Raw genomic sequence first — 13,487 nt, 5'->3', positions numbered from 1 at the left:
ATTATATTAATTTTACAATAAAAATGTACCTTTAAATTTTTAGGTACATTTTTATTATTTTCTATTTTTTATTAACTTTGTATCATTCTAATTCTAAATCTTGTGCAACATCCATAACTACTTCTGACATTGTTGGATGTGGATGACAAGAAGAGGCTAATTCAACAATAGTACCTTCCGTTTGCATAATATTAACAATTTCAGCAATTATATCAGTAGCCGTTGAACATAAAATATGAGCACCTAGGATTTCTCCATATTTTTTATCAATAATTATTTTAACAAAACCATCAGTCTCACCATCAGCCAATGCCTTACCATTAATAGTAAATGGTATTTTCTTCATCAAATATTCTTTACCTAAAGATTTACATTCAGTTTCAGTTAAACCAACACTTGCCACTTCAGGGAATGAATAAATACAACTAGGCATTTTATTATAATCTACTTCTTGCTCTTTCAATGGCTGATTATCAGCATCCGTTCTACCTTCTTTAACTAAAATATTATTAAGTGCTGCTAATCCTTGTGTTGACGCAACGTGAGCAAGCATTCTTTGACCATTAGCATCTCCAATTACATATATATTATCAATAACATTATTGTTAGCATCTAAAGCTTCCAATTTATTATTTACGGCAAATGCTTGATTGGGTTTAATTTGAATTCCCAAATTAGTAAAACCTTCAGTAATTGGCGTTCTTCCAGTACTTAATAAACAATAGTCGCTAGTTACTGTTAATGGTTTTTTATGTTCTTTATCGGTTGCAGCATAATAAGTTAAAGTTTTATCCTTTAATTCATTAACACTATGACCAGTAATAATATTAACACCATTTTTTTCAAGAATTTTAGTTAAAGTTGTACTAATATCTTCATCTAGTAATGCTAAAATACGATCTAAATATTCAATAATAGTAACTTTAGTACCAAGTGTACTAAATAAACAAGCAAACTCAATTCCAATAACACCACCACCAATAATAGTTAGTGTTTTTGGAACTTCTTTTAAAGAAAGAATTTCAGTCGAAGTTAATAATGTTTGGTTTGTTTTTAAATCTTTTTCACTTAAACCTTGTGGACCATTAGGATTATCAAACATTTTTACTTTTGAACCAGTAGCAATTATCATATATTTAGTAGTATATTTCTTTTCTTTACCGTCTTTAGCTTTCATTAAAATCGTATTTTTATCAATAGCACTTCCAGTCCCTAATAATTGTTCAACTTTATTAGATTTCATTAAAAAGCCAACACCACCAGTTAAACCTTTAACAACACCAGCTTTACGATCTTGCATTACTTTTCAATTAATTTCAATATTTTTTTTATCTTTAATAGCAACACCATATTTATCAGCATTTTCAATATAATGAAAAACTTTTGCGCCCTTTAGTAACGTCTTAGTAGGAATACATCCAACATTTAAACAGACTCCACCTCAGTTATCTTTTTCAACAATTGCAGTTTTTAAACCCATCTTTGCTGCTCGAGCCGCTGTTACATAACCACCAGGACCTGCCCCGATAATTATTAAATCAAAATCATAGTTAGACATCTTTTACATTTTCTCCTTAAGCTAAAATTAATGTTGGATTTTCTAATAACTCTTTAAGTCGAGAAAGGAAATAACCAGCAGGTGCACCATCAATAACACGATGATCAATTGAAAGTGATAATGGAAAGAACTTATGTTCAACAATTTTACCATCAGCAATAATTAGTTTTTTTTGCATCATTCCTAGACCCAAAATTGCTACTTCTGGATAATTAATAACTGGTGTTCCCATTTCAATTCCTGCTGAACCAAAATTAGTAATAGTAAATGATCCACCTTGCATTTCATCACCTTTTAATAGCCCCTTACGAGCTTTATCACCCAATGAATTAACTTGTCTTGCTATTTCAAATAATGAAAGTTGATCAGCATTTTTAATAACAGGAACTACTAAACCCTTTTCAGTATCAGCTGCCATACCAATGTTATAATATTTTTTAACAAGAATTTCATTATTAGCCATGTTCAAAGTTGAATTAAGTAATTTAAATCGTTCTTCTTTTAACGCTTTAGCAACAGCCTTTACAAAGAATGGCATAAATGTTAATTTAGCACTACCATCTGGATCTTTTTCCGCTGGTTCTTTTAAAGTTGCACGTAATTGTACTAAGTTTTCAGCATCAACATTAATCATTAAACTAACATGTGGTGCTGTATAAACTGATAATGACATTTGATTAGCAACAGCCTTACGAATTCCTGATAATGGTAAATGTTCAACATTACCAAAACTTTCGATTTTAGTAACATTAATACCTTGTGAACTAATAGTTGTAGCAGAAACTGAAGATATTGAATTAATAGGTGTTGTTGATGCAGTAGCACTAGTTGTTGTACCACCATTCTTGGCATTTAATAAATCATCTTTTAAAATTCTACCACGAGGACCAGTTCCTTTAATTGTTCCCATATCAACACCTAAGTCACAAGCCATTCTACGTGCTAATGGTGTTGCTAATACTTTACCCGTTTGTTGAATAGGTTGCACATTTTGTTTTGGTAATTCAACTGGTGATACTGTAGATGTACTAGCAACTGATTCAGATTTTGGTGAAGAATTTGTTGATGAAGGACTTTTATTATCACTAATCGTCCCACCAAACTCAACAATAACAGCACCTGACTTAATACTATCTCCTTCTTTAACAAGAATCTTAGAAACTTTACCATCTGCTTCGGCTTTAATACTATCTGAAGCTTTATCTGCTTCGATATCAACAACATTATCACCTTTTTTTACATTATCTCCAACTTTAACATGAATTTGAGTTACAGTAACTTCATCTATTCCATCCATATCTTTAAACTTCAATTCCATCTTTTCACTTTCCTTTCTTTAAACAACTAACTAAACTGGATAATTCATCATTAGTTTAACTTTTTCCATAATTTTATCTGGACTAATTATAAATCATTTTTCACCTTTAGACAGTGGAACAGTAATATCATAACCCGTTAATCTTGTTGGAGGACATTCTAAATATTCAAAACACTTTTCATTAACAACGGTAATAATTTCTGAGGCAACTGAAAATGAACGAACCGCTTCTGAAACAACTAATAATCTTCCTGTTTTTTTAACAGAATTAACAACTGTTTCTTCATCTCATGGTTGTAATGTTTGTAAATCAATTAATTCAATTTTAAAATTTTCTTTTTCTTCTAAAATTTTAACAGCAGCTTCACAATCATAAACTTTTGAACCATAAGTTACAATCGTTAAATCAGGTTTTTCTTCAGCCTTATATTCTTTAAGAACTTTAGCTTTACCAAGAACAGCCACTTCATAAGCATCACTAACTTCTTCTCTAACATCATATGTATAATTATTGCTAGTATAACTATTGAAATAAGTTCCTAAACATTCTAAAACAATAACAGGATCTGGACTTTCAATTGCTGCCAATAATAATTTTTTAGTATCATTAGGTTTTGAAGTCATAACTACTTTTAAACCTGGAATATGACAAAATAAAGCTTCAATTGCTTCTGAATGATGCTCCAAAGCACCATTATTACCATTATTTCAATCATATGAAGGCATACGTACTACCATTGGACAAGTGAATCTACCACGAGAACGATTTCTCATTCGTGCAGCATGACATAACAATTGTTGAAAAGCAGGGAAAGCAAATCCTGAAAATTGCATTTCAATAATTGGATTTAAACCATTAATTGCCATTCCAACGGCACTACCAGCAATAACTGCTTCAGCAATTGGTGCATCAAAACAACGATTAACGCCAAATTTTGCTTGTAAACCTTTAGTTGCTCGAAAAACACCACCAACATTACCGGCATCTTCACCATAAACAACAACATTAGGATTTTTTTTCATTGCTAATTCTAAGGCTAAAGTAATAGCTTGCACATTATTTCTTTTCATAATTATTTTTTCTCTCCTTCATTGAAGAAAGCTTTTGCTTCTGCTTTTTGTTCTATTAATTGTGGTGTTAATTTTTCATATGTATAATCAAATATTTCATCAATTGAAACACTTTCATTTTTTAATGCTCAAGTAATTGCATCATTAACCTTTTTAGTAATTTGTTTATCTAATTCTGCTTGTTTGTTGTCATCTCAAAGTTTAATTGATTTTAAATATTCTCTAATACGATCGATTGGATCTTTTTTTAATCATTCTTGTTCAATTTTATAATCTTCAGCAGAAAAATAATCTTTTTTAATATCAAAAGCAGAATGCGCATTTTGACGATAAGTAACAGCTTCAATTAATGAAGGACCATTACCTTTTTTTGCTCTTTCAATTGCTTCTTGTGTAGCATAATAAACAGCAAAAAAATCATTACCATCAACACGAATATTAGGTACACCAAATGCTGTTCCTTTTTGTGCAAAAGTTGGACTCATTGTTGCTTTAGCAGTTGGTGTATCTAATGATCACTGATTATTTTCAACAAAGAAAACAACAGCTAATTTATGGATAGCAGCAAAATTAATTGCTTCAGAAAACTCACCTTCAGAAGTACCACCATCACCAATCGTAGTAATAACAATTCCTTTATCTTTTTTATATTTTTCAGCAAAAGCAATACCTGTTGCATGTGAATATTGAGTAGCAATTGGAATATTAACTGGTAAAATATTAACACCTTTCGGCATTTGACTTCCCATTTCATTTCCTAATCAATATTGAATTACTTTTTCAACTGGATATCCAGCAGTAATTCATGCTGCATTATTACGATAAGCCGGTACTAATCAATCAATACCTGGTCGTAAGCAACTAGCATAAGCAACTTCAACACCTTCTTGACCTTTTGAAGATAAAAAGTTAATAACTTTTCCGATTACTTTTGGAATTCCATTTACTAATTTAACTTGTCCTTTTTCATCTTTTTCATAGTTTAATTCCATTTGCATTTGTTCTTGTATTCGTGAAAAACACATGTTTTCATATGCTTTTAATAAAACCTTACTATCAAATTTTTTTAAATAATCAACAAAATTAGGATTAATTACTCCTTTTTCATTTAATATTTGAAAAATTTCTTTTTGGGGATTATCAAATTTCTCAACTCACATTTAAATTTTCCTCCTAAATATTTTAGTTAATTGCAGTTACACTTTTAATTATACTAATTTTTAAAATAATGAATGAACATACCTTTTCATTATACTACTAATAATTGTTGGTTCAAGATAATTTGTACTAAAATATTAATTTATCTCCGGTTTTATTAATATACTATTTTTTTTATTTCCTATTATCATGTAAAAATGAAAAATATATTCTAACAATAAACAAAACAGAAAAAATAATTTAAATCATAATATCATTGTTTATTTATTTTTTACAACATAAAGTCCTAATAAAATTAGGACTTTATAATAAAATTTATAATCATAAAACATTATCAAGATAATAAATATACAATAAAAATATTTTTATTTAATGTAAGATAAATATTCTTCATATCCTTCTGTAATCATTTCTGATAACGGAATAAAACGTAAAGCTGCTGAATTAATACAATAGCGTAAACCGCCTTCTTTTTGTGGACCATCCTTAAAAACATGTCCTAAATGAATATCAGTTTTTTTAGAACGTACTTCAGTACGCTGCAACATTAGGTTAGTATTATCTTCCTTTTTAAGGATAACTATTTCACTAATTGGTCTTGTAAAACTTGGTCAGCCATGACCAAAATTACATTTATCTGATGATGCAAATAATGGTTCACCTGATAAAATATCGACATAAATTCCCTTTTCCTTATTATCTCAATATTTATTTTTAAAAGGAAGTTCCGTTACTGAATTTATAATGACCTCATATTGTAAAGTAGTTAACTCATTAATAGTTTTAATTTTTCATTTTTGTTTCATATTTTTATTACCTTTTTCTAAACAAAATATTAATTTTTAATTGAATAATTATTTTCTAACTTTCTTAACTCATCCCTAGTATCCTTAGGTAAACTTTCACCATAATCCATAAGTTTAACCATTTCCTTAAAAGCAGCTTTAGGAATAGCTAATTTTTCAATATCTTTTTCAGTAATATGTAAATTAATTTTATCAATTTGCATAGTTTTTATTTTTCTAACAAAATCAGGTTCGGCTACAAAAACAGAAGATAATCCTATCATATCTCCATATTCTAAGGCTTCTAAACATTTATCAGGACTATTTATACCACCACTCACAATAACAGAAATACGTTGATTAATGTGTTGATAAACAACTTTATTCACTAATTGATTAAAATATTCCCCCTGAGATTGAACTTTATATTTATATATATTTCTTCCCCAACTAGCTAGTGCTAAATAATCAATTTTAATGTTTATTAATACTTGATCCATGAATTGTAAAAAATCTTCAATTGGATAACCTATTTCTTGACCTCTAGTTTCTTCAGCTGTAGCTCGATATCCTAAAATAAAATTTTCACTAGCATGCTTATCAATTGTTTCTCTTACTGCTTGTAAAATTTCTAATCCCAAACGTGAACGATTTTCTAAATTTTGATTACCATAAATGTCATTTCTTTGATTACTAATTACTGAAAAAAAAGCTTGAATTAAAAGTTTTTGTGCTGAAGAAATTTCGACACCATCAAAACCAGCTTCAATAGCCCTTAAGGTAGCTTTTTGATAATCTTTAATTAATTCTTTGATTTGCTTAATACTCAGTTCTTGAACTTCATGTGGAAAAGGATACATAAAAGATTGCTTAGAAGGTCCAACTACATAACCTAAACGATTTAAACTAATTATAGAAAAACGACCTGAATGTGCTAACTGTAAAATAGCTTTTGCACCTTTTGATTTCATAGCATTAGCAACTTGTTTTAATGAATCAATATGTTCATCATTAGCAGCAGAAAAACCAAATTCAAAAATTTGTCCCTCTAAATTAATATAAGCAGCACTAGATATCGCTAAGTATGCACTATGAGCTCTTTTAAGAGCATAATCAATATCTTCTTTACTAGCAAAACCATCATAACTAGAAACATTTAAGGTAATTGGTGAAAGCACAAACCGATTATCAAAAACAAAATTTTTAATTTTGATTGGTGAAAATAACTTAGAATATTTTTTATTCATGTTAACTCAAAATTAATTCTAAAAATTGGTCATTATCTATTTTCTTTAAAAAATATGAAGAAATATCCAATTCTTGTAATTTTATTTTTAAATCTTGTTTAATCATTTTAGTACCTTCAAGACCTTTCTCAAAAATAGTTAAATCTTTTGTAGCAAAAAAATCACCACTAATTTTGCAACTTTTAATTTTACCATTATCAATTATTAATGAAATATTCATTGTTCCAATTTCTAAACGTGCTTCACGATTATATTGATAGCGAGGACTTAAACCATAAACCCATTCTCAATTCTTATACTTTTGATCAACTAACTTGTCAATTTCTAGTCATTGCTCATTTGATAAAACGTATCGTTCAACATCTGCTATTTTTTCTACATTCATCAATCGTTTAATAATTTCATCTTTAAACTCAAAAATAGTTAATTTTTTGAATTGTTCATTAAGGTGATTTTTTAATTTATCTACTCTTTGATTAATTGATTTAATTCCTTTTGATTCAATTTTTTTACGACTTGGTTTAAGTGCCAAGATCATAGCATCCAAATCAATATCATAAAGTAATGAATAACCACCATAAATAATATTATCTTCTTTTAACATAGCTGCTCCAGAAACTTTTTTACCATTAATTGTCAAATCATTTTTTCCACTTTGCATGATATTTTTAATCCCCATATCTTTAAGCACTTTTATAATTGGCTTATAGAATTCTTGGTAATTAGCATAAATCGAATTAGTATTAGAATTTAATGGAATTAAAAAACAAAAATTTACTGAATTTGAATCAATAAAAATAGCTCCTCCTCCAGTATCACGACGCACAACTGGAATATTATTTTTATCCAAATATTCTTTATTAACTTCAACCTCTGGATTTTGAAAATATCCCAATTGAATATGAGGATCACAAATAAAAGGAAATATTATCGTTTTGTTTTTTACTTTTAAATTATGTAGTGCTCATACTTGAATCGCTAAAGCATAAGCTCCATCTTTGATATATTTACCATTTCTTATAGGTTCAATTAAAATCATAATATTCCTCCAATTTTATTAAATTTGTAAATCAATTTTAATTATCTTCAAGTTCTAAAAATTCTTTTTCAACTACATCTGTTAATTTCAAAATTCAATTATCTTTAGACTTTTTGAATTGAAAAGAGTTGGATTTTCAATTGCTCTTTGATTATATTCCAAAACCTTTCCTGTTAGTGGACTGCGCGCATGCAAAATAGCTTTTGAAGCCTCTACTGTTAATACTAAATCATTTTTATTAACTACATCATTTTCTGTATTATATTTAACATAACACGCCATACCCATATCATCTTGTAATTTGGGTGTAGGACTAATTATGTATATATTATCTCTTTTTTCTATTATTAAACAATTTGCATTTTTTTTCATTTTTACCCCCTAAAATAAAATAAGAAATGTTCAATGAATAAATTAAGACTATAGTAATTTTTCTTAACTCTATCTAATTATTATTCATTTCATATTTATTGATAAAATTTTTTATCTCATTAATATAAGTTTGATGAGCATTTGGCAAAGTTTCAACATGACCAATATTTTCTAAAAATAAATAATTATAATTTTTATTATTACCTTTAATTTGAAAATTATGAATAACATTAGCCATGAAAAATGGGACAAAATCATCTTTTTTACCATGAATTAATAAGGTAGGAACTTTAAATCCTGTTTTTAGTTTTTTTAATAAATCATATTCTAAAATATTTGTATTTGTAAATTTTTGATATCTTTTAGATATACCATTACTAATTAATCATCAAGGTTTTTTATAACGATATTGCATGACGTAACGAAATTGAACAAGTAGATTAGAGAATCCACAATCAGTAATTGCTCAATTAATTGAACTGATTGGTGCATAATTCAACAAATAATAATTAATTGTTGATGCACCCATACTATTACCAATTAAACCAATTGTTTCAACTTGATAATTAGTCTTTAATCAATTAATTAAACAATTAACATCTTGCGCACAAGTAAGACCAGTATCACTATATTGACCATAAGTTTTACCATGAGCAACACTATCAAATGTTAAAATATTATATCCTTCTTGATAAAATCAAGACACTAACCTTAAAGCTAAATATTTATTTTCAGTTCAACCATGAAAACCAATAACTCAGTTGTTGCTTTTATTTTTTTGAATAACAGCTAAACAACTAATATCTTCATTATTATTTTTAATAACAAATTCTTGATAATTTTCTTTTTTTCAATCAATTGGATAACCATATTTATTAAGTTCTTTAATCTTACAATCATAATAATGATAATCAAAACTATTAATATCAACTAATTGATCATCATTAATTTTAACATTTCCTTCTTTTTGATAAGTAAAACAAAATTTAAAAAATTGTTTTTGATATTTTTTTGAATAAAAATAAACAAAAGGAAATAATAAAATAACTAATAAAATGTTGCTAAAAGAATAACAAAATTTTTGATAACCATTCATTAAAATTTCGTCACTAACAGAATCATTTATTACCTTCATTTCCCAGTCTCTCCTATCTAACAAATTTGTATCAAATCCATATTTGATTAAAAAAATAACTAGTTTTATTTCTTATATACCATGTCCTTTTTTTGTTACAATCTAATTTTCCTTAAAAAATATTTTTTTTCAAGATCTATTTTTAAATTTCATAATTTTTCTTTTTTTAATTATAAAAATAATATATTATTCAATATTTAAATACACTTATTGAATATTTAAAAATTAAAAAATAAGAATATATTTTGTTTAATTGCTTATTTTCTAGTACCATGTAAAAAAGAAAAATATGATCCAACAGCAAACAAACCAATAAATGTTAGGCAAGAAAATACTGGTTGATAAATATTGGTGAATGATAGTTTATAATCAACTGAAGGAACAATCTGAAAAAAATTATAATAATTTTTATCACTTTGACTATAAAAAATAAAATTAATTCAAGTTATATATTTTTGTGGTACAAAATATCCAATAATAATGGTTGGTGTTGAAATTGTATATGTCATATCAATAAAAAAATCACCAAATAAAATAGAAGTTAAAAAAATAATTATATTAATTGTTTGAATTATATAAGGATTTTTTATAGAACCAGAAATTAATAAAGCCAAGAAAAAAATAACAATAATATTTAGACTAATACTAAATATAAGACCAAATCATTGTGAAAAAGTTTTCATTGCTAATATTCATACTGTCATGATATTAGTTCCTTGTAACTGATCAAGAAAAAATAAATATCCAAGTAATATAAATACTGTACAAAAAGAAATAACAAAAATAACAATTAATAAACTTAAAATAAATGCAATCTTATTGATACCAAAATTGTGTAATTGTTTTAAAAAAACTGATTCGCGTCATTGACAAATAAGATGTCCAATTAAAAAAATATTAAATAATATTGGTAATAAAATATAACTAGAAACTATAATATAACGATTATATTTAATAATTGACTGTGATGTTAAAAAATAAACTAAACTAAGTAAAATAACAGGCATTATTAAAAAGTAAATATAAGTTCTAAATGTTTTTAAAATCGTTTTAAACATATAACTTATACAATGACTAAAAATTACTATACTATTTTTATTTTTCATATTTCACCTTTAAATTTCTATATTAAACACAAATGATTGTTGAGAAATAACATTATTGTTATAAACTGGTTTAATCATTAATTTTAACTGATTATGAATAGATTTTAAATTTTTTAAAAATAATAGTTTTGACTAGTTTCGCCAATACGATATCATTTTTTTTCATCAAAATAATAAATAGCATAATAACTTAAATTTTCAATATTAACAGCATCTCATTGAAAACGAGCATTGTATAATATTTGATTATTAACTGTTCGATTAATTACATATTCTGATTTTGGATTTGAAATTACTGTATTTTCTTTGATTTGATTATTAGTTGTTGGACTATTTATTTCAAATTCACCAACATTAAACTTAAAATTATTATTAGTTGCTTTAATTTGTAATCCTAATTTAGAAATACGATTAAAAGTATTAATACCACCAATTTTCTTTAAATCTAAAGTAATTTTAACTCAACCACCTTGTAACTTTTCTTCATTATTTGGTGAAAAAGTTTGACGGTTTGCTATTAACGATTTTTGATCAGTAGTAGTAACTAAAAAATTAACTTTAGCATTATTATCACTATTAGTATTATAAATAAAACTAATTTGATGGTCATTTTTAATTAAATTAGTTCCCATAATATCTCAATCATAAACTTTATTTGTATTTCAATCGCCATTAACTATACTACCTTCTTCATTAAAACCCGAACCAATAGCAATTGAATTTCCTTTTTCATACACTTGATCATAATCATAAAAACCAGAAATTTTAGAGATATCTAATGGTTGTTCTGGATGAGCATCATCATAAATTTTTCATTGATAAGTTGGTAAAATATCAGTTAATCTACGATTTGTTCATGGATAATCATTAGCAACAATACTATTACCATTTTGATCATGATTAACAAATTTAATACCACTACCCATTGAAAAATTAGTTTTCTTATTTAAAATTTGATTATCATCAAATAAAGTAGTTCGTTCTTTAACTAAATCACCAATGCCATAACTTGATGAGTTATAACCATTATTAGTTAAATAATTATAAATAGTATCTTTTACAAATGGATTTGGCTTTCCTTTAGTAACTGCAGTTTTTATTCTAGGATCCGATATAAATGCTGCCTCTTGATAATTATCACTTGCATTTCAACCTTGATAATCATTTGCATTATTATTTGCTTGCATACCAATATTATTATTTCTAATAAAAGTATTTGTTCCTGAAAATTGAATATTATTAAATAAATTTGTTGTTTGTGTCGCAAATAAATAAGCTCTAGTATCATTAACATTATGATTTTTAGCTCAATTATAAGCATACGATCCAAATGTTCCAGCACCATTATCTAAAAAATCAGAAATTCCAGTATACACATTTTTATTATATTGAGGTTTACCAGCAATCATTGTTTCTGCATAACCTAATTGTCGAAAATCATAACTTCCAAAAATTGGGCATTAGCTCCAGCATCAAGAATAGTATTTAAATTTTTACCACTATAATTTGGATAATCTGTTAAAAATGATGTTGTTTTATCTGGTGTTTCACCAAAAGTTAATTGAATATCAGTTGGTGTAACTTCACCATTAGTTTTACGATAACCACTATCTGCCATTTTTAATGTTTCTATATCATTATATCCACTAACACTTTTTGAAACTGTAGCACCATTACGATAAAAAATTATTTTTAATGATTGAATATTTGGATCACTAGCAGTAGCTACTTTATAATTAAACTCTTTAATAATTTCGGCCATAACATTATAATCTAAAACTGTACCATTGGGAGCAGCACCGTTTGGTTCATTATTAATAAATCAACCATCAAAGCCATTATAATTAGCAATATTAATTAAAATATCAACTATTTTATAAGTACCATCACTATTTTTACTAAGAAAATCTTTTAACATTTCTTTTGTTAAACCATGATATCCATCAAGAAAAAGATTACCAAATATTGGTGTTCCATTAATGTGTGCACTATCAATAACATCAGCTGGTGGTGGAACAATTGGTCCTTCAAATCAAGAACCTGACCAATTAATAAAATAATTAGTATATTGTCAATTTAATGGTGTATTTTCAAATGGATTTTTTGTCCCCACTATTGTATTATCAAAAGTACGATGTTTTCGTGTTGAAAATCCTAGTTGATTATAATTAATATTTTCATCTTGGTTACTTGAGTTGTATGTTGCTACAAATTGACGTTTCTGTAAAGGTACTGTTGCTCGATTATACTTTGCATCATAGTCTTTTTGTGGATTCCAATCTAAAATTGAATTCATTCTTAAATATTTTCGAGTTGAAGAAGTTATTCCAAAATCAGAAGCATAATTACCATTAGGCATAAAACCTTTATTTAAAGGAATGCCAGTCACTGCTTGTTTTTTAATGTTTTGTGTTCATTGAAAACCAGTATTAAATTTTGAATAATTTAAATAATGACCAGTATTGCTTGGTTTAACATTTCCCAAATCATTAATATTACCAATATTATTAATAACATTTTGCGAGTTAGTATTATCAAAATTAATACCATCTCCATAATCTGAATTTGTTCAGTCAAAATTTGGTAAACCATTTAAATAATCACTACCATCTAAACTACCAATATTACAAGCAACTACTAAACTAGCAGGAGCAGAAATTAAACTAAAAACACTAAAAAGTAATAATATTTTTTTCAT

At 26.5% G+C, this 13,487-nt stretch carries 12 protein-coding genes; all 12 read right to left on the bottom strand.

The features are described 5' to 3' along the window. Positions 1 to 61: 61 nt before the first annotated feature. Positions 62 to 1,558 (bottom strand): dihydrolipoyl dehydrogenase, encoded by a 1,497-nt coding sequence (gene lpdA, locus AACL03_RS07650; RefSeq protein WP_338957249.1) that lies wholly within the window; start codon positions 1,556 to 1,558, stop codon positions 62 to 64. Between the two features lie 16 nt (positions 1,559 to 1,574). Then, positions 1,575 to 2,876, bottom strand: coding sequence for a dihydrolipoamide acetyltransferase family protein (locus AACL03_RS07645; RefSeq protein ID WP_339039980.1), 1,302 nt, complete (start codon positions 2,874 to 2,876; stop codon positions 1,575 to 1,577). A gap of 30 nt (positions 2,877 to 2,906) precedes the next feature. Further along, positions 2,907 to 3,947, bottom strand: coding sequence for an alpha-ketoacid dehydrogenase subunit beta (locus AACL03_RS07640; protein ID WP_286642632.1), 1,041 nt, complete (start codon positions 3,945 to 3,947; stop codon positions 2,907 to 2,909). A 2-nt stretch (positions 3,948 to 3,949) separates the two neighbouring features. Beyond that, positions 3,950 to 5,107, bottom strand: a complete 1,158-nt coding sequence (locus tag AACL03_RS07635; protein WP_252320590.1) for a thiamine pyrophosphate-dependent enzyme — start codon at positions 5,105 to 5,107, stop codon at positions 3,950 to 3,952. A gap of 363 nt (positions 5,108 to 5,470) precedes the next feature. Continuing rightward, on the bottom strand, positions 5,471 to 5,911 hold the full coding sequence (msrB, locus tag AACL03_RS07630) for a peptide-methionine (R)-S-oxide reductase MsrB (protein WP_338957257.1): 441 nt from the start codon (positions 5,909 to 5,911) through the stop codon (positions 5,471 to 5,473). A 29-nt stretch (positions 5,912 to 5,940) separates the two neighbouring features. Next, positions 5,941 to 7,137 carry an NADH-dependent flavin oxidoreductase gene (locus AACL03_RS07625; protein ID WP_339039979.1) on the bottom strand — a complete coding sequence of 399 codons (1,197 nt, stop codon included), beginning with the start codon at positions 7,135 to 7,137 and terminating at the stop codon, positions 5,941 to 5,943. A gap of 1 nt (position 7,138) precedes the next feature. Continuing rightward, positions 7,139 to 8,176, bottom strand: a complete 1,038-nt coding sequence (locus AACL03_RS07620; protein ID WP_339039978.1) for a lipoate--protein ligase — start codon at positions 8,174 to 8,176, stop codon at positions 7,139 to 7,141. Positions 8,177 to 8,257: 81 nt separating this feature from the next. After that, positions 8,258 to 8,548 (bottom strand): hypothetical protein, encoded by a 291-nt coding sequence (locus AACL03_RS07615; RefSeq protein ID WP_339039977.1) that lies wholly within the window; start codon positions 8,546 to 8,548, stop codon positions 8,258 to 8,260. 73 nt (positions 8,549 to 8,621) lie between these two features. Next, positions 8,622 to 9,683, bottom strand: coding sequence for an alpha/beta hydrolase (locus AACL03_RS07610; protein ID WP_339039976.1), 1,062 nt, complete (start codon positions 9,681 to 9,683; stop codon positions 8,622 to 8,624). A gap of 257 nt (positions 9,684 to 9,940) precedes the next feature. Continuing rightward, the gene (locus tag AACL03_RS07605) at positions 9,941 to 10,789 is read right to left on the bottom strand and encodes a hypothetical protein (RefSeq protein WP_339039975.1); all 849 of its coding nucleotides are present in this window, start codon (positions 10,787 to 10,789) and stop codon (positions 9,941 to 9,943) included. Between the two features lie 113 nt (positions 10,790 to 10,902). Continuing rightward, entirely contained in the window at positions 10,903 to 12,198 is a 1,296-nt protein-coding gene (locus tag AACL03_RS07600) for a hypothetical protein (RefSeq protein ID WP_339039974.1), read from the bottom strand. A gap of 14 nt (positions 12,199 to 12,212) precedes the next feature. Further along, entirely contained in the window at positions 12,213 to 13,487 is a 1,275-nt protein-coding gene (locus tag AACL03_RS07595; protein ID WP_339039973.1) for an endo-beta-N-acetylglucosaminidase, read from the bottom strand.

It is taken from the genome of Spiroplasma endosymbiont of Andrena trimmerana (assembly GCF_964019575.1).
Classification (GTDB): Bacteria; Bacillota_I; Bacilli_A; order Mycoplasmatales; family VBWQ01; genus Spiroplasma_E.
Note: the sequence above shows the minus strand (reverse complement) of the source record. Positions and strands in the feature narration are given on the sequence as shown.